The 17,823-nt window shown below is 65.9% G+C and carries 13 protein-coding genes; 11 read left to right on the top strand and 2 right to left on the bottom strand.

Going from position 1 to position 17,823, the window contains the following annotated elements; translation table 11 throughout:
• Positions 1-7 precede the first annotated feature (7 nt).
• The 6 genes from G7079_RS07885 to recJ all read left to right on the top strand — a co-directional run bounded on the left by G7079_RS07885 (position 8) and on the right by recJ (position 8,385).
• Positions 8-736 (top strand): 4-hydroxy-tetrahydrodipicolinate reductase, encoded by a 729-nt coding sequence (locus G7079_RS07885; protein ID WP_255453140.1) that lies wholly within the window; start codon positions 8-10, stop codon positions 734-736.
• A 129-nt stretch (positions 737-865) separates the two neighbouring features.
• Positions 866-2,011 carry a glutamine-hydrolyzing carbamoyl-phosphate synthase small subunit gene (gene carA, locus G7079_RS07880; protein WP_166056783.1) on the top strand — a complete coding sequence of 382 codons (1,146 nt, stop codon included), beginning with the start codon at positions 866-868 and terminating at the stop codon, positions 2,009-2,011.
• Positions 2,004-5,243 (top strand): carbamoyl-phosphate synthase large subunit, encoded by a 3,240-nt coding sequence (gene carB, locus G7079_RS07875; RefSeq protein WP_166056782.1) that lies wholly within the window; start codon positions 2,004-2,006, stop codon positions 5,241-5,243. Before carA ends, carB begins: the two co-directional genes overlap by 8 nt.
• Positions 5,240-5,719: a transcription elongation factor GreA gene (greA, locus tag G7079_RS07870; RefSeq protein ID WP_166056781.1), complete on the top strand. Its 480-nt coding sequence runs from the start codon at positions 5,240-5,242 to the stop codon at positions 5,717-5,719. The genes carB and greA overlap by 4 nt, the downstream gene beginning before the upstream one ends.
• A 3-nt stretch (positions 5,720-5,722) precedes the next feature.
• Entirely contained in the window at positions 5,723-6,655 is a 933-nt protein-coding gene (locus G7079_RS07865; RefSeq protein WP_166056779.1) for a phosphoglycerate mutase, read from the top strand.
• Positions 6,652-8,385 carry a single-stranded-DNA-specific exonuclease RecJ gene (gene recJ / locus G7079_RS07860; protein WP_206203189.1) on the top strand — a complete coding sequence of 578 codons (1,734 nt, stop codon included), beginning with the start codon at positions 6,652-6,654 and terminating at the stop codon, positions 8,383-8,385. Before G7079_RS07865 ends, recJ begins: the two co-directional genes overlap by 4 nt.
• Here the strand turns inward: recJ and G7079_RS07855 are convergent.
• Complete coding sequence (locus G7079_RS07855) at positions 8,330-9,514, bottom strand: acyltransferase family protein (protein WP_166056778.1); 1,185 nt, start codon at positions 9,512-9,514, stop codon at positions 8,330-8,332. The genes recJ and G7079_RS07855 overlap by 56 nt on opposite strands.
• 153 nt (positions 9,515-9,667) lie before the next feature.
• Here G7079_RS07855 and G7079_RS07850 point away from each other — a divergent pair, with 153 nt between their 5' ends.
• Positions 9,668-10,537 carry a LytTR family DNA-binding domain-containing protein gene (locus tag G7079_RS07850; RefSeq protein ID WP_166056777.1) on the top strand — a complete coding sequence of 290 codons (870 nt, stop codon included), beginning with the start codon at positions 9,668-9,670 and terminating at the stop codon, positions 10,535-10,537.
• 82 nt (positions 10,538-10,619) lie between these two features.
• Positions 10,620-13,553, top strand: coding sequence for a VIT domain-containing protein (locus tag G7079_RS07845; RefSeq protein WP_240906144.1), 2,934 nt, complete (start codon positions 10,620-10,622; stop codon positions 13,551-13,553).
• A 30-nt stretch (positions 13,554-13,583) separates the two neighbouring features.
• Here G7079_RS07845 and G7079_RS07840 read toward each other — a convergent pair whose 3' ends face one another.
• Positions 13,584-13,796 carry a DUF2945 domain-containing protein gene (locus tag G7079_RS07840; RefSeq protein ID WP_166056776.1) on the bottom strand — a complete coding sequence of 71 codons (213 nt, stop codon included), beginning with the start codon at positions 13,794-13,796 and terminating at the stop codon, positions 13,584-13,586.
• A gap of 104 nt (positions 13,797-13,900) precedes the next feature.
• Here G7079_RS07840 and prfB point away from each other — a divergent pair.
• The 3 genes from prfB (at position 13,901) to G7079_RS07825 (ending at position 17,823) form a co-directional block, all read left to right on the top strand.
• Positions 13,901-15,029, top strand: a protein-coding gene (gene prfB / locus G7079_RS07835; protein WP_166056775.1) for a peptide chain release factor 2 whose coding sequence is annotated in 2 segments (ribosomal slippage) — positions 13,901-13,975 and positions 13,977-15,029 — 1,128 coding nt in all. Because the reading frame shifts where the segments join, the coding sequence is not laid out codon by codon here.
• Between the two features lie 49 nt (positions 15,030-15,078).
• Entirely contained in the window at positions 15,079-16,599 is a 1,521-nt protein-coding gene (gene lysS, locus G7079_RS07830; protein WP_166056774.1) for a lysine--tRNA ligase, read from the top strand.
• A 165-nt stretch (positions 16,600-16,764) separates the two neighbouring features.
• Positions 16,765-17,823, top strand: a complete 1,059-nt coding sequence (locus G7079_RS07825) for a two-component system response regulator (protein WP_166056773.1) — start codon at positions 16,765-16,767, stop codon at positions 17,821-17,823.

Raw genomic sequence — 17,823 nt, 5'->3', positions numbered from 1 at the left:
CAGACACGTGCGGCTAGCCTGCGACCATGAGCGAAACACCCCCCGACTGCTGATCCACGGTGCCAACGGCCGCATGGGCCAGGCCTTGCAACGACTGTGCGATGAAAACTCCGGTCGCAGCGTGGTCGCCGCCGTGTCCCGCACGGTCGGGCCACGGGTGATCGACGGCATCCCGCAATTTGCTTCGTCCGAACTCGCGGGTGTGCCGGAATTCGATGTCGCCATCGATTTCAGCCTGCCGGGAGGCTTCGACGCGATCCTTGGCCTGTGCATGGCCCGCGGCAAGCCGCTGGTTTCAGGCACCACCGGACTGTCGGACGCGCAACTCGCCTCACTGGAAGCAGCTGCCACCAAGATTCCGCTGATCTGGGCCAGCAATTTCAGCCTCGGCGTGGCAGTGCTGCACGACCTGGTCGAGCGCGCCGCGCGCGCCTTGCCGGGCTGGGATTGCGACATCGTCGAGGCGCACCACACCCGCAAGTTGGACGCCCCCTCCGGCACCGCATTGACCTTGGGCATGGCAGCGGGCGAGGGCGGCGCAAGCCCGCATTACGCCTCGATCCGCGCCGGCGACATCGTCGGCGAGCACATGGTGCAGTTCGCGACCACCGGTGAGCGCCTCGAACTGATCCATCGCGCCACCAACCGCGACATCTTCGCCCGCGGCGCGTTGCACGTCGCCCGCACCATCACCAGTCGCCCACCGGGCCGTTACCGGGTCGCAGACCTGCTCTGAGACTGGCGCCAGCCGGCGCAAATCCGTACAATTCTCGCTCGCCTACACACCCCAGTTCCGGACCGGCCCCGCCGCTTCGGCGCTTTTTTGCAACCTGTCTTTTGTGCAACTTTCTGCAGGGCGACGCACTTGAACATACCCGCCATCCTCGCGCTTGAAGACGGTACTGTCTTCGAGGGCATTTCCGTGGGCGCAGCCGGCCTCTCCGTAGGTGAGGTGGTGTTCAACACCGCCATGACCGGCTACCAGGAAATCCTCACCGACCCGTCGTACGCACGGCAGTTGGTCACGCTGACTTATCCGCATATCGGCAACACCGGCTGCACCGACCGGGACGATGAAGCCGCGCAGGCCTGGGCCGCCGGCCTGATCGTGCGCGACGTGCCACGCCGGCCCAGCAACTGGCGCAGCCAGATGGCGCTGCCGGAGTGGCTGCAGCAGCGCGGCATCGTCGCCATCGCCGATATCGATACCCGCAAGCTCACCCGCATCCTGCGAGACAAGGGCGCGCAGAACGGCGCCTTGCTGGCTGGTTCCGCACCGAACGAGGTGCTGGATGCCGACAAGGCGATCGAAGCCGCGCGCAAATTCCCCGGCCTGAAGGGCATGGACCTGGCCAAGGTCGTCAGCACCACATCTGCCTACCAGTGGCAGGAAGGTCAGCTCGATCTCGACCGCAACGAATTCGTCCGTGCCGAACCGAAGTTCAAGGTCGTCGCCTACGACTTTGGTGCCAAGGCCAACATCCTGCGCATGCTGGCCGAACGCGGCTGCGACGTGCACGTGGTGCCGGCGCAAACTCCTGCGGCCGACGTGCTGGCGATGCAGCCGGATGGCGTGTTCCTGTCCAATGGCCCCGGCGATCCGGCGCCCTGCGATTACGCGATCGCCGCGATCCGCGAATTCGTGGCCACGAAGATCCCGACCTACGGCATCTGCCTCGGCCACCAGCTGCTCGGCCTCGCGGTCGGCGCGCAGACCATGAAGATGCCGCACGGCCACCATGGCGCGAACCATCCGGTGATCGACATCGATTCCGGCCGAGTCATGATCACCTCGCAGAACCACGGCTTCTGCATCGACGAAGCCACGCTGCCGGCAAATGCCCGCGTGACGCATCGCTCGCTGTTCGACGGCAGCAACCAGGGCATCGAACTGACCGATGCGCCGGCCTTCAGCTTCCAGGGCCATCCGGAAGCCTCGCCCGGCCCGCACGACGTGGCACCGCTGTTCGACAAGTTCATTGCGCTCATGGAGAAGCACAACAATGCCTAAGCGCACCGACCTCAAGACCATCCTGATCATCGGCGCCGGCCCGATCGTCATCGGCCAGGCCTGCGAATTCGACTATTCCGGCGCACAGGCCTGCAAGGCACTGCGCGACGAGGGCTATCGCGTGGTGCTGGTTAACAGCAATCCGGCGACGATCATGACCGACCCGGAGATGGCCGATGCCGTCTACATCGAGCCGATCAACTGGCAGACGGTCGAGAAGATCATCGCCAAGGAAAAGCCCGACGCACTGTTGCCGACCATGGGCGGGCAGACCGCGCTGAACTGCGCGCTGGACCTGGCCGACAACGGCGTGCTGGAAAAGTACGGCGTCGAGCTGATCGGTGCCAAGCGCGAAGCCATCCGCATGGCCGAGGACCGCGAGCTGTTCCGCGTGGCGATGAAGGAGATCGGGCTGGAATGCCCGAAGGCCGAAGTCGCGCACACGCTGGAGGAAGCGCTCGATATCCAGACCCGCGTCGGCTACCCGACCATCATCCGCCCCAGTTTCACCCTGGGCGGCAGCGGTGGCGGCATCGCCTACAACCGCGAAGAGTTGATCGAGATCGTCAATCGCGGACTGGAACTGTCGCCGACCACCGAAGTGCTGGTCGAGGAATCGGTATTGGGCTGGAAGGAATTCGAGATGGAAGTGGTCCGCGACACTGCGGACAACTGCATCATCGTGTGCAGCATCGAGAACTTCGACGCGATGGGCGTGCACACCGGCGACAGCATCACCGTCGCCCCGGCGCAGACCCTGACCGACAAGGAATACCAGCGCCTGCGTGATGCCAGCATCGCGGTGTTGCGAAAGATCGGCGTGGATACCGGTGGCAGCAATGTGCAGTTCGGCATCAATGCGCAGAACGGTCGCGTCGTCGTCATCGAAATGAATCCGCGCGTGTCGCGCTCGTCTGCATTGGCGTCAAAAGCCACAGGTTTCCCGATTGCGAAAGTCGCCGCCAAACTCGCGGTCGGCTACACCTTGGACGAACTCAAGAACGAGATCACCGGCGGCAAGACCCCGGCATCGTTCGAGCCGGCCATCGATTACGTGGTCACCAAGATTCCGCGTTTCGCTTTCGAGAAATTCCCCGCCGCCGATGCGCGCCTGACCACCCAGATGAAGTCGGTGGGCGAGGTGATGGCGATCGGTCGCAGCTTCCAGGAGTCGCTGCAGAAGGCACTGCGTGGGTTGGAAACCGGCAAGACCGGTCTCGATCCGACCGGCCTGGATCTGACCGATGAAGGCGATCTGGCCAGTCTGCGTCGCGAGTTGAAGGAGCCGGGCCCGGAACGCATGTTCCATCTTGGCGATGCCTTCCGCGCCGGCATGTCGGTCGAAGACGTTCACGCGTTGTCGTTCGTCGATCCGTGGTTCCTCGACCAGATCGAGGAGTTGATCGATGCCGAAGTGGATATCGTCCATCGCGGGCTGGATGGGCTTGACGCCAAGCGCCTGCGTGCGCTGAAGCGCAAGGGCTTCTCCGATGCGCGTATCGCCGCACTCACCGGCACCAACGAATCCGCCGTGCGCGCATTGCGCAAGGCGTTCAATGTGCGCCCGGTGTACAAGCGCGTGGACAGCTGTGCCGCCGAATTTGCGACGACCACTGCCTACCTGTATTCGACCTACGAGGACGAATGCGAAGCACAGCCAACCGATCGCCAGAAGATCATGGTGCTCGGCGGCGGCCCGAACCGCATCGGCCAGGGCATCGAGTTCGATTACTGCTGCGTGCATGCCGCGCTGGCGCTGCGCGAAGACGGGTACGAGACCATCATGGTCAACTGCAACCCGGAAACCGTTTCGACCGATTACGACACCTCCGACCGCCTGTACTTCGAGCCGCTGACGCTGGAAGACGTGCTGGAGATCGTCGAGCTGGAGAAGCCACGCGGGGTGATCGTGCAGTACGGTGGGCAAACACCGCTGAAGCTGGCGAAGGCGCTGGAAGCCAATGGCGTGCCGATCATCGGCACCTCGCCGGATTCCATCGACCTGGCCGAAGACCGCGAACGCTTCCAGCAATTGGTCAATGATCTTGGTCTGCTGCAGCCGCCGAACCGCACCGCGCGCAGCGACGAGGAAGCGCTGTCGCACGCGCGCGAAATCGGCTACCCGCTGGTGGTGCGCCCGAGCTACGTGCTGGGCGGCCGCGCGATGGAAGTGGTGCATGCCGATGCCGACCTTGCGCGTTACATGCGCGAGGCGGTGAAGGTCAGTCATGATTCGCCGGTACTGCTGGACCGCTTCCTCGACAACGCAGTGGAAGTGGATATCGACGTGATCGCCGACAGCCAGGGCAACGTGCTGGTCGGTGGCGTCATGCAGCACATCGAGGAAGCCGGCGTGCATTCCGGCGATTCGTCCTGCTCGCTGCCGCCGTACTCGCTGTCCGCGGATACCCAGGCACGCCTGCGTGAACAAGTCGTGCAACTGGCGAAGGCGCTGAACGTGGTCGGCCTGATGAACACCCAGTTCGCGGTGCAGACCAACGAAGCGGGCGATGACACCATCTTCCTGCTCGAAGTGAACCCGCGCGCCTCGCGCACCGTGCCGTTCGTGTCCAAGGCGATCGGCCAGCCGTTGGCCAAGATCGCCGCGCGTTGCATGGCCGGCAAGACGCTTGCGGAGCAGGGCGCGACCAGGGAAATCGTGCCGGACTATTACTCGGTCAAGGAAGCGGTGTTCCCATTCGCCAAGTTCCAGGGCGTGGATCCGATCCTCGGCCCGGAAATGCGTTCCACCGGTGAAGTCATGGGCGTGGGCCGCTCGTTCGAAGCCGCCTTCGCGCGTGCCGAGGAAGCCGCGAACATCAAGACGCCGCAACCGGGCAAGGCCTTCATCTCCGTGCGCGATCCGGACAAGGCGCGCGTCCTGCCGGTGGCGAAGTACATGCTGGAGCGCGGCTTCAGCATCGTCGCCACCAGCGGCACTGCGGACTACCTTGCCGCCAATGGCGTCGCCTGCGAGCGCGTCAACAAGGTCATCGAAGGCCGCCCGCACATCGTCGATCTGATCAAGAACGGCGAGATCTGCTACATCGTCAACACCACCGAAGGGCGCGCGGCGATCGCCGACTCCTTCTCGATCCGGCGCGAGGCCCTGCAGCAGCGCGTCACGTACTCCACCACCGTGTCCGGTGCGAACGCCTTGCTGCATTCGCTGGACTATCGCGGCAAGGGCGACGTGCTCTCGCTGCAGGAACTGCACAAGGAACTTGCATGAGCCGTGCCCCCATCACCGCCAAGGGCGCGCTGCGCCTGCGCGCGGAACTCGAGGAACTGAAGTCGGTGAAGCGCCCGGCGGTGATCGCCGCGATCGCCGAAGCGCGTGCGCACGGCGACCTCAAGGAAAACGCCGAATACCACGCCGCGCGCGAACAGCAGGGCTTCATCGAGGGCCGCATCAAGCACCTCGAGGGCGAGCTGTCGCATGCGCAGGTGATCGATATCGCCACCCTCACCGCCGGCGACCGCATCGTGTTCGGCGCCACCGTGCAGCTGGCCGACGTCGACACCGATGAAGAGCGTACCTACCAGATCGTCGGCGACCTCGAAGCCGACATCAAGCAGGGCCTGATCGCGATTTCCTCGCCGGTGGCGCGCGCGATGATCGGCAAGCACGAGGGCGACAGCATCAGCATCGATGCCCCGGCCGGCACCCGCGAATACGAGATCGTCTCGGTCAAGTACCTGGGCTGAGTCGTGGCGCGGCTGACGCTGCTGTTGCCCTCCACCGCGAAGTCCGCCGGCCTCCCATTGCCGGCGGACTTGGCGAAGGCGCTGGGCAAGGCGGATCGCGCCGCGCATGACGCGGGCAGGCAGGCGCAGTTGTCGCGCCACTTCCGTCTGTTGCCGAACCGCTGGAGCGATGCGGCGCTGACGCGTGTCGTGGATACCGATGAGGGCGATGCGCGCCTGAATGCCTGGCTGCGCGCGGATCCGGCGTATATCCGTCCCGACATCAATGGTGCGCGCCTGCTCGGCATCGGCGACGCGCTGGGCATCGAACAGGCCGACGTCGATGCCTTCCTGCCCGCGCTGCGCTCGTTGTTCGGCGACGCCGGCTTCATCCTCGACGCGCCGACGCCCTCGCGCTGGTACCTGCGTTTGCCGCGCGAGGCGAAGCTGCCGGCGTTCACTTCGCCGGACGATGCGTTGGGCGACGATGTGTTCGAACACATCCCCGACGCCCCGGAAGCACGACGCTGGCGCGTGTTGTCCAGCGAGGCGCAGGTGACGCTGCACAACCATCCGCGCAATGCCGAGCGCATCGCGGCCGGCAAGCCGCCGATCAATTCGCTGTGGTTCTGGGGCGGCGGGCTGTTGCCCGACAGCATCGCCAGCGATCGCCCGACCTTGTATTCGGACGATGTCCTGCTGCACGGCATCGCCCGCATCGGCAAGCTCGATGCCATGCCGCTCGCTGCCTGCACGAACACCGAAATCGACGATGCACTGGTCGACTTGCGCGACGCACGCGATGCGCGCGCGACGGTCGAGCGCTGGCTGTCGCCTGCCGCGAGCTCGGCAGCGCGGCGCGACGTCGTGCTCGATTTCGCCGATGGGCAGGTGTTCACCTTGCGCGCGAACCAGCGCTGGCGCTTCTGGCGCAAGCCGCAGGCCTTCCAGTCGTGAACGCGGCACCGCGCATCCGCCGTCGCGAGCCGGGCACCGCCGGCGACTGGCCGGCGGAGTACCCGCCACTGTTGCGACGCCTGCATGCCGCCCGCGGCGCAGGCAATCCGGCGCAGGCGATGCCGCGACTGGCCGACCTGCCGGCGCCGGATGAGATGCCCGGCATCGAAGCGGGCGTCGCGCTGTTGCAGGAGGCGATCGCGCGGCAACGCCGCATCGTGGTCGTCGCCGACTTCGATTGCGATGGCGCCACCGCCTGCGCGGTAGGCGTGCGCGGGTTGCGGATGCTCGGGGCGACGGATGTCGCCTATGCGGTGCCCAATCGCGCGGTGCATGGCTACGGCCTGACGCCGGGCTTGATCGACGAACTCGCGACATTGCAGCCGGAGTTGTTGGTCACGGTGGACCACGGCATCGCTTGCCATGCCGGCATCGCCGCGGCGAAGGCGCGTGGCTGGCAGGTGCTGGTTACCGACCACCACCTGCCCGGCGAAACCTTGCCCGCCGCCGATGCCATCGTGAATCCGAACCTGCCGAACCACGCCTTCGGAAGCCGCGCCTTGGCCGGCGTGGGCGTGATGTTCTACCTGTTGCTGGCCTTGCGCCGGCACCTGCGCGATGCAGGTGCTTTCGCGGCAGGCGAGCCCGATCTTTCCAGCCTGCTCGACCTGGTCGCGGTGGGTACGGTCGCCGATCTGGTGCCGCTGGATGCCTGCAACCGCGCGCTGGCCGGCGCGGGCTTGCGGCGCTTGCGCGCAGGGCATGGCTGCGCGGGCTTGCGTGCACTGGTCGAGGTAGCCACGCGCCGCGAAGCGACGCTGACAACCAGCGACATCGGCTTTGCCATCGGGCCGCGCATCAATGCGGCCGGGCGGTTGGAGGACATGGCGTTGGGCATCGAATGCCTGCTCGAGGATAACCCCGTACGCGCGCGCGAATTGGCCGGCACGCTGGATGCAATCAATCGCGATCGCCGCGAGTTGCAGCAACAGACCACCGACGACGCCGAGGCGGTGCTGGCGCGGCTGTTGCCGACGCTCGACGCCGCGCCGCCGGTGCTGGTGCTGCACGACGAGGCTTGGCATGCGGGCGTGATCGGGCTGGTCGCATCAAGGCTTGCGCAACGCGCGCATCGCCCGGCGTTCGTGTTCGCCCCCGCGCAGCCGGGCAGCGATGAACTGCGCGGCTCGGCGCGCTCGATCGCCGGCCTGCATATCCGCGACCTGCTGGCGGCAGTGGATACGACGCATCCGGGGCTGATCGTGCGCTTCGGCGGACACGCGATGGCCGCTGGCCTCACATTGGATCGAGCAAACCTGCCGGCATTCGAAACCGCGGTACGTGTCGCGGCGGCGGCGATGCTCGACCCCGCCTTGCTGCAGGCCGAGCTGTGGAGCGATGGCGAACTCGATGCGCATGAGTTCGCCATCGATACCGCCATCGCCCTGCGCGATGGCGGCCATTGGGGACAGGCGTATCCCGAACCGTTGTTCGACGGCGAATTCGTGGTGCTGGGCTGGCGCATCGTCGGCGAGCGCCATCTGAAACTGGAACTTGGCGCGGGATCGAAGCGGCTGAACGCCATCCACTTCGGTGGCTGGGAGGGCAATGCGCCGCCGTCGCGGGTGCGCATCGCCTATCGCCTCGCCCCGGACGATTACCGCGGTGGCGATGCTATCCAGCTAGTGGTCGTGCATCGGGAAGCGGCGACGGATTCGACGCCCGCTTGAGTCCGAACAGCGGGCGCAGCCAGCCGATGCGACGGATGACCTCGTAGCCGAGCAGGCACAGGGCGAACGTGGCCACGATCAGTAATGGCCCCTCGATGGCGGGCACGATGCGCAGCGGCTTCAGGTTGTGCGCAAGCACCACGATCACGGTCTGGTGGAGGATGTAGAAGGGAAATATCGCGGCCGTGAGATAGCGCAGCAACGGGCTGTCCTTCGGATTCCATGCCCGCGCATAACCGAGGATGGCGGCGATCGCCGACCATTCCATCGCCCCCCACAGCGCGTGCAGGACGGCGAGCGGGCCGGCCGGGATGTGGTCGAGGTCATCGAACTGCAGATAGCCGGCGATCATCGCGACGTAGCTGGCAAGCGCGATGCCCAGCATCCAATGCCGATGGTGCCGCAGCTGCTCCCAGGGCGCTTCCACCTTCGCCAACAGGTAACCGAGGGCGAACATCAGGCCGTATTGCAGGTGGTTGTAGGCGTCGTCGGTGAGGTCGTGGGTGGAAGGGAAGTGTGGGTAGACCAGCACGCGCGCGGCGATCAGCCACAGCATCGGCCACCACAGCAGTCCCGGCCCACTGCTGGAGAGGCGCACCAAGCGAGCGGTCTTGTCGCGCCACGATTGCGGCAGCAGGCGGCAGCCACACAGCGCGAGTGTGTAGACCCACAGATAGGCGACGAACCACAGGTGGTTCCAGGTTGGGCCATCGACGCAGTCATGCGGTGCCATGCAATGGATGTCGCCGCCTTGCAGGTATTGGCCCATGAAGCCAAGGTAGCCCGCGTGATAGCCGCCAGGGACCTTTTCGATCAGTTCCAGATAGGCCTGCGGCGGCACCACCACGTACATGCCGAAGAGCAGCGGCAACAACAACCGCCACGACCGCTGGCGCAGGAAGCCGGCCGGCAGCTTCGCCTTCAGGAACGCGGTCGCCACCCCCGACACCAGGAACAGCAGGGACAACCGCCAGGGCGCGCTGAGGATCATTAGCGGTTCCAGCGCGGGCACCAGTTGCGGGCTTTTGACGTGCCAGTCCCAGCTCACGTAGTACATGCCCACGTGGTAGGGGACGAGCAGGGCGAAGGCGAGGATGCGCACCCAGTCGAGGTCGTGGCGGCGATGCATGGCGGTCGTCCGATGGAAAACTGCGGCCAGCGTTCGCGCGAGGCGATGTTGCTGCCAGCCTGAAGTGACCGTTTGACGCGGTTTGGTGACAGGACGCGGACCGCAGGGACGAGCCGGGACGGGTTGGACGGGTGCCGCTCTTACAATGCGCCGATGGATTCCCCCGAGCCGACCTTCTACCAGCGTTACCAGCCGTGGCGGCGCAGCGTCGAAGTCGGGTTCTGGGTCCTCAGCTACCTGGTCAGCGCGATCGGCAACAGCCTGACTGCCAACATGGACGTACGCCGGCTGGACCTCGGTTTCGCCGTCTGGCAACCGCCGGTGTGGGAGGCGAGCAGTGCGCTGATGGCGCTGGCCCTGGTGCCGGCCATGGTCTGGTTCACCCGCCGCTGGCCGCTGCACCTGGACAATTGGAAACGGATGCTGCCGCTGCACCTGCTGGGCAGCGTCGCCTGGTCGGCGTTGCATGTCGCCGGCATGGTGGCGATCCGCAAGGCGGTCTACGCCAGCCAGGGCCTGGATTACGACTTCAGCCCGTGGCTATGGGAATTCGGCTACGAATACCTCAAGGACGTGCGCTCATACGCAGGCGTGGTGCTGACCATCGAGGGCTACCGCTTCGTCATGCGCCGCCTGCAGGGCGAGGCCAGCCTGCTTTCGGCTCCCGACGAGGGGCTACCCGTGGAGCCGCTGGACCGGCCTGAGCGTTTCCTCGTCCGCAAGCTCGGCCGCGAATTCCTGGTCGCGGCCAACGACATCGAATGGCTGCAGGCCTCCGGCAATTACGTGAACCTGCACGTGCGCGGCCACGACTACCCGCTGCGCAGCACCATCGCCGGCGTCGAGGCCAAGCTCGATCCGGAACGCTTCGTGCGCATCCAGCGCAGCTACATCGTCAACCTCGACCACGTGGCCTCGATCGAGCCACTGGACACCGGCGATGCCCGCGTGCACATGAAGGACGGCAGCCGCCTGCCGTGCAGCCGAACCCATCGCGCCGGTTTGCGGCAACGTTCTGGCTAGGCTTGCGCCTGGCATGCAACCCCGTTCACGCTGGTCGCACGTTGGCGGGGATGCCAACCAATTCTTTCTTGGGGAAATGCACATGATGAAACGCCTGCTGATGCTGGCAGCGGTGACGGCTGCGTTCGGCTTGAGCGTGGACACTGCCGCGCAACGCGCGCACCCAGACGTGACGCTGCGGCCACGGCCGCTGGTCGCCGCGCCCGACGCGAAAACGCCGGTCCGGCTGGAACGGGCGGCGGTCGATGTCGAGGCCATCGGCAGCATTGCCCGCACCACGCTGCTGCTGACCCTGCGCAATCCGAACGATCGTCAGCTCGAGGGCAGCCTCGAGTTCCCGTTGCAGGCTGGCCAGCAGGTCACCGGCTTTGCGCTGGACATCGACGGCACGATGCGCGACGCGGTGCCGGTGCCGAAGGAACGCGGACGGCAGGTGTTCGAGAGCATCGAGCGCCGCAATGTCGATCCGGCGCTGCTGGAGCAGGTGGCCGGCAACCATTTCCGCCTGCGCATCTACCCGATCCCGGCGCGCGGCACCCGCCAGGTGCGGCTGGTGATCGATGAGGCCATGCGTCGCGACGGCGATGCCTGGCGCCTGCAGCTTCCGCTGCAATTGCTGGCCGAGGCCCCGGGCTTCGCGTTGCATGTGCGCGGGCGCAAGCCGCCGGAGTTGCTGGGGGCGTTCGCGAAGGCTGCGCTCAAGCGCGAAGGGGACGGGTTCGCCGTCGACATTCCGCGTGCCGGCATCGATGCGCGGCACGGCTTGGCGTTGCGCTTCGCGGTCACGACTTCGACGCAGGTGTATGCCGGCGTCCAGGCCGATGCGCATTACGTGCTGGCCGAGGTGCCGGTGGCATCGACATCGAAACCACGCGCGATCCCGCATGACGTCATGTTGCTGTGGGATGCCTCGGCATCGGGCCACAAGCGCGACCACGCGGGCGAACTGGAATTGCTGGATCGCTACTTCAAGGCGATGGGCGAGGGTCGCGTCCACCTGCGCCTGCTGCGCGACGTGGGCGTGAACGCCGGCGCGTTCCAGGTGCGCGCCGGCGCATGGGCGGAGTTGCGCAAGGCTTTGGCCTCGGTGGTGTACGACGGCGCGACCGATCTTGCCGACTGGACGCCGGAACGCAGCGCATCGGAAGTCTTGCTGGTCAGCGACGGTATGCAGAACTACGGCGGGACCGCGCTGCCCGGCATGCTTCCGGGGCAGCGCCTGTATGCGCTGGCCTCCACCAGTGATGCGGATGCCACGCGCTTGTCCGCGCTGGCCGAAAGCCGCGGCGGCCGCCTGGTGGCCTGGCAGGGCCGCGACGGATTGGCTGCTGCAACGCGTGCGCTGCTGGAAGACGGCGCGCACGTGCTGGCGTTGGACGGCGCCGGTGTGGAGGACGTGGTGGCACAGTCGCGCTGGATCGACGATGGCCTGCTGCGCGTGGCCGGGCGCCTGCGTGAACCGACGGGCAGGCTCTCGATCACGCTGGAAGACGCCGCGGGGCGCCACACGGTCGACGTGCCGGTATCGTCCACCGACGAAGCGCGTGAGCAGGTGTCGCAGGCGTGGGCCGCGTGGCGCATGCAAGCGCTGTCCGCCGAGCCGGAGCGCAACCAGGCCGCGATCGCCCGCCTTGGCAATGCCTTCGGCCTGGTCACCGCCGGCAGTTCACTGCTGGTGCTGGACGATCCGGCGGACTATGTCCGTTACGACATTCCCGCGCCGCCCGCGCTGCAAACGCAGTTGACGGCGATCCGCATCGAGCAACTGCGCACGCGCGAAGCCTCGCGCAGCGAACGGCTGGACAACGTCGCGCAGGCATTCGCCGAGCGCGCCGCCTGGTGGGAGCACGAGTTCCCGAAGGGCAAGCCAACGGTCGAAGACGCGAAGCAGAAGGTGGCCGTTGCTGCCGCTGTCGCCGAGCGTGAACGCGATGAATCCCGTGCGATGGCTCCGCCGCCGGCACCGGCGGAGCCGCCGGTTGTCCTCGATATTCCGCGCGCTGTCGATACCCCAAGTTCAGCATCTGCGTCCGCGGCCGCTGGTAATGCCTCGACACTGGATTCGGTGACGGTTGTAGGCAGTGCGGCCGGCCCGGAATCCGCAGGCGGCGCGGTGATCCGCCTGCAGCCCTGGGAGCCGGATTCTCCATACGCGCGACGCCTGCGCGACGCATCCGCGGACCAGCTCTACACCCTTTACCTCGACGAACGCGACAGCCACGCCGACAGCACCGCGTTCTACCTCGACGTGGCCGACCTGCTGCTGCAGCGCGGCCAGCGCGGCCTCGCCCTGCGCGTGCTGTCCAACCTGGCCGAACTGCAGCTGGAGAATCGCCACGTGCTGCGCGTGCTGGGGTATCGGCTGATGCAGGCGAAGGAATACGCGCGTGCGGTGCAGGTGTTCCGGCAGGTGCTGGCGATGGCCGACGAGGAGCCGCAGAGCCATCGCGACCTCGGCCTGGCGCTGGCCGCCAGCGATGAACGGCAGGAAGCGATCCGCCACCTGTACAACGTGGTGGCGGGGCAGTGGGATGGCCGTTTCGCGGAAATCGAACTGGTGGCGCTGAACGAGATGAACCAGGTGATCGCCACCAGCCCGAAGCCGCTGGACACCGGCTTCATCGATGCGCGCCTGCTGAAGAACATGCCGCTTGACTTGCGCGTGGCCCTGTCGTGGGACAGCGACAACAGCGACATGGACCTGTGGGTCACCGACCCGAATGGCGAGAAATGCTATTACTCGCACACGCTGACCTACCAGGGCGGGCTGATCTCCGACGACTTCACCGGCGGCTACGGCCCCGAGGAATTCGTGCTGCATCACGCCAAGCCCGGCAAGTACAAGGTGCAGGCGCATTTCTTCGGCGACCGCCAGCAGATTGTCACCGGCGCCACCACGCTGACGTTGCGACTGAGCACCGGCTGGGCCACGCCCAAGCAGCAGGACCAGACCGTGACCTTGCGCCTGTCCGGCAAGGACGAATCCGTGCTGGTGGGCGAGTTCGAGGTCAAATGATCGCAGGCCGGCTGGGGCGGCGTGACCGCCTCAGTCGGCCAGTCGAGTCAGTGCCTCGCCGTAGTGGGCCGCGACATGATCGGTTTTGTCGATCTTGATCTCGTACTGCGGCCTGTCGGGCGAGGCGTGATGGGTATGCCCCTTGTAGTCGAAATCGCGGGTGTGGAACTTCACGACATGGCCGCTGACCCGACCCGCCTCGGAGTTCCAGGTCACGTGGTCGCCGATCTTGAACCGCGGCATGGTCGTCTCCTGCGTTGGGCCATCGACAGGCATTGCCGCCGATTTGCGGGCGCAGTGCCGGCAAGCTGTTAAAATCCGCGACCATTTTGCAGTACTTGAGCCCCATGATCGAACTCAATCCCATCCGCCAGCGCATCGCTGACCTCATCGGTCGGCTGGATGCGCTGAGGGGGTTTCTTTGACTACGACGCCAAGCGCGAACGCCTGGAAGAAGTAGAACGTGAACTCGAGAACCCGGACATCTGGAACGACCCGGAACGGGCGCAGGCACTGGGGCGCGAGCGTTCCATGCTCGACAAGACCGTCAACGGCCTGCGCGAGCTGAAGGAAGGCTTGGCCGGCGGCAACGAGCTGCTGGAACTCGCCGAGATGGAAGACGACGAAGACACCGCACTGGCGGTGGTGGACGACGTCGACCGTTTCGAGAAGGGCGTTGAACAGCTCGAATTCCAACGCATGTTCTCCGGCAAGATGGATTCGGCGAATGCCTTCGTCGATATCCAGGCTGGTGCCGGCGGCACCGAGGCGCAGGACTGGGCCGAGATCCTGCTGCGCATGTACCTGCGCTGGGCGGAATCGCGCGGCTGGAAGACCGAGCTGATGGAAGTCAGCGGCGGCGACGTGGCCGGCATCAAGTCCGCCACCGTGCGCGTCGAAGGTGATTACGCCTACGGCTGGCTGAAGACCGAGATCGGCGTGCACCGGCTGGTGCGCAAGTCGCCGTTCGACTCCGACAACCGTCGCCACACCAGCTTCACCAGCGTGTTCGTGTCGCCGGAAGTGGACGACGACATCGAGATCGACATCAATCCCGCCGACCTACGCACCGACGTGTACCGTTCGTCCGGCGCCGGTGGCCAGCACGTCAACAAGACTGAATCGGCGGTGCGCATCACCCACATCCCGACCAATACCGTGGTCGCCTGCCAGACCGGGCGCAGCCAGCACCAGAACCGCGACAACGCGATGAAGATGCTGGCGGCCAAGCTCTACGAGCTCGAGATCCAGAAGCGCAATGCGGAGAAGGACGCGCTGGAAGCGACCAAGTCCGACATCGGCTGGGGCAGCCAGATCCGCAACTACGTGCTGGACCAGAGCCGGATCAAGGACCTGCGCACCGGCATCGAACGCAGCGATACGCAGAAGGTGCTGGACGGCGACCTCGACGAATTCGTGGAAGCCAGCCTGAAGTCCGGGCTGGAGGCCGGGTCGAAACGGATCGACGCGGCCTGAGCCGCGTCAACATCCGCATCGCCCACCCCACATTCGACGAAGCATCCCAATGACCGACACCAACACCGCTCCGCACGCCGACGAAAACCACCTGATCGCCGAGCGCCGCGCCAAGCTCACCGCGCTGCGCGGGCAGGGCATCGCCTTCCCCAACGACTTCCGTCGCGCCGATTACGCCAGCGACCTGCAGGACGATTACGCGGACGCCGAGGCATGGACCGGCGAGGCGCTGGAAGCCACCGGCCGCCGCGTCGCCATCGCCGGCCGCCTGTTGGCCAAGCGGGTGATGGGCAAGGCCGCGTTCGCCACCGTGCAGGACATGAGCGGGCGCATCCAGCTGTTCATGCAGAGCACGGCGCTGGGCGAGACCTACGACGCGTTCAAGGGTTGGGACATCGGCGACATCGTCGCCGCCGAAGGCGGGCTGATGCGCACCAAGACCGGCGAACTGTCGGTCAAGGCGGATTCGTTGCGCCTGCTGGTGAAATCGCTGCGCCCGCTACCTGACAAGTTCCATGGCTTGGCCGACGTGGAACAACGCTATCGCCAGCGCTATGTCGATTTGATCGTTACGCCTGAGGCGCGTGAAGTGTTCATCGCGCGTTCGCGCATCGTCTCCGGCATCCGCCGCTGGCTGGACGCGCGCCGCTTCCTGGAAGTGGAAACGCCGATGATGCATTACATCGCCGGTGGCGCCACCGCCAAGCCGTTCACCACCCACCACAACGCGCTGGATCTCGATCTGTTCCTGCGCGTGGCACCGGAGCTGTATCTCAAGCGGCTGACCGTGGGTGGCCTGGAGCGCGTCTACGAGATCAACCGCAACTTCCGCAACGAAGGCGTGAGTACCCGCCACAACCCGGAATTCACCATGCTCGAACTGTACGAAGCCTATGCCTCGTACATCGAGGTAATGGACCTGACCGAAGGCATGATCCGCGATGTCGCCGTGGAAGCCATGGGCAAGACCGTGTTCGAGTGGGACGGCAACAGCATCGACATCGCCCCCGCGTTCCGTCGCTGGAAGCTGGAAGAGGCGGTGCGCGAACTCAACCCGGAGATTTCCGTTGCCGACTCCCGCGACCGCGATGCGCTGGCCGCGCATTGCGCACGCCTGGGCGTGCACGTGAAGCCGGGCTATGGCTGGGGCAAGCTGCTGCTGGAAATCTTCGAGAAGACGGTGGAAACCGGCCTGATCCAGCCCACCTTCATCACCCATTACCCAGTGGAAGTCAGCCCGCTGGCGCGCGAGTCCGACAGCGAACCCGGCATCACCGACCGCTTCGAATTGTTCATCGGCGGCAAGGAGCTGGCGAACGGGTTCTCCGAGCTCAACGATCCGGAAGACCAGGCGGCGCGCTTCCGCGCCCAGGTCGAGGCGAAGGAGGGCGGCGACGACGAAGCCATGCACTACGACGCCGATTACATCCGTGCGCTCGAAGTGGGCCTGCCGCCCACCGGCGGGCTGGGCGTGGGCATCGACCGGCTGGTGATGCTGCTGACCGGTTCGTCCTCGATTCGTGACGTGCTGCTGTTCCCGTACATGCGCCCCGAGCAAACACACGGGTGAAGCGGGTTCGGATCGCTCGAAGATCCGCTACGTCCTTCCGTGTCCACGCCGATACACCTGCGTATGCGCAGGCGGCATGATTTTTGCATCACTTGCCATGTGAACAATTTACGGGGACGATGCCATCACACGGCGATCCCGTATTCAGCCACGAAGGGGCACTGCATGGACATCGTGATCGTCGATGATCAAGCCTCTGCGCGCACGATGCTGCGTCATATCGTGCAGGACATCAGTCCGCAGTTGGCGGTACACGATTTCAGCGAACCGGACGCCGCGCTCGAATGGTGCAACGAGCACCTGCCGGATCTCCTGTTGCTGGATTACCGGATGCCGGGCATGGACGGGCTGGAACTGGCCAGGGCGTTCCGCAAGCCGCTGCGCAACCGCGATGTGCCGATCGTGCTGGTCACCGTGGTTGGTGACGAGCCGGTACGACAGGCTGCGCTCGATGCCGGGGTGATCGATTTCCTGGTCAAGCCCATCCGCCCGCGCGAATTGCGTGCGCGCTGCCGCAACCTGCTGCAACTGCGCCAGCAATCCGAATCCGTGAAGCAACGTGCGCTGTCGCTGGAGCAGCGGTTGCTGGCCAGCATGCATGAAGTCGAGGAACGCGAGCGCGAAACGCTGTCGCGCCTGGCGCGTGCGATCGAACTGCGCGACACGGGTACCAGCGCCTATCTCGAGCGAATGGCCCATGTCGCCGGGCTGGTCGCCGAAGGAATGGGGTTGCCGGAGGAGCAGGTACGCACCATCGAACTGGCCGCCCCGCTGCACGACATCGGCAAGATCGCGATTCCCGATTCACTGCTGATGAAGCCTGGCCCGCTGGACGAGGGCGAACGCAAGCGCATGCAGCTGCATCCCGGCATCGGCTATGAGCTCCTGCAAGACAGCCACAACCGTTTCATCCAGGTCGGGGCGACCATCGCCCGGCATCACCACGAACGCTACGACGGCACCGGCTATCCGGATCGCCTGGCGGGCGACAATATCCCGATCGAGGCGCGGATCGTGACCGTGGCCGACATCTTCGATGCGTTGATCTCGCCGCGCCCCTACAAGCGGGCATGGAGCATCGACGAAGCCCTGGAATTCATCGAGAGCCAGAGCGGCAAGATGCTGGATCCGCGCTGTGTACGCGCATTGATGGACAACCTGCCGCGCCTGCACGAAATCTGCGAACGCTATTCCCAGGTCGTGCCACAGCCGGAGATGCACTGA

The organism is Thermomonas sp. HDW16 (assembly GCF_011302915.1).
Classification (GTDB): Bacteria; Pseudomonadota; Gammaproteobacteria; order Xanthomonadales; family Xanthomonadaceae; genus Thermomonas.
The sequence above is the reverse complement of the archived record's forward strand: the minus strand, read 5'-3'. Positions and strand labels throughout refer to the sequence as shown.

Bases quoted from the DNA above. Each gene is read 5' to 3' on its own strand.
- carB (WP_166056782.1), top strand. From the start codon at position 2,004: ATGCCTAAGCGCACCGACCTCAAGACCATCCTGATCATCGGCGCCGGC.
- greA (WP_166056781.1), top strand. From the start codon at position 5,240: ATGAGCCGTGCCCCCATCACCGCCAAGGGCGCGCTGCGCCTGCGCGCG.
- G7079_RS07855 (WP_166056778.1), bottom strand. From the start codon at position 9,514: ATGCATCGCCGCCACGACCTCGACTGGGTGCGCATCCTCGCCTTCGCC.
- G7079_RS07850 (WP_166056777.1), top strand. From the start codon at position 9,668: ATGGATTCCCCCGAGCCGACCTTCTACCAGCGTTACCAGCCGTGGCGG.
- G7079_RS07845 (WP_240906144.1), top strand. From the start codon at position 10,620: ATGATGAAACGCCTGCTGATGCTGGCAGCGGTGACGGCTGCGTTCGGC.
- G7079_RS07840 (WP_166056776.1), bottom strand. From the start codon at position 13,796: ATGCCGCGGTTCAAGATCGGCGACCACGTGACCTGGAACTCCGAGGCG.
- lysS (WP_166056774.1), top strand. From the start codon at position 15,079: ATGACCGACACCAACACCGCTCCGCACGCCGACGAAAACCACCTGATC.
- G7079_RS07825 (WP_166056773.1), top strand. From the start codon at position 16,765: ATGGACATCGTGATCGTCGATGATCAAGCCTCTGCGCGCACGATGCTG.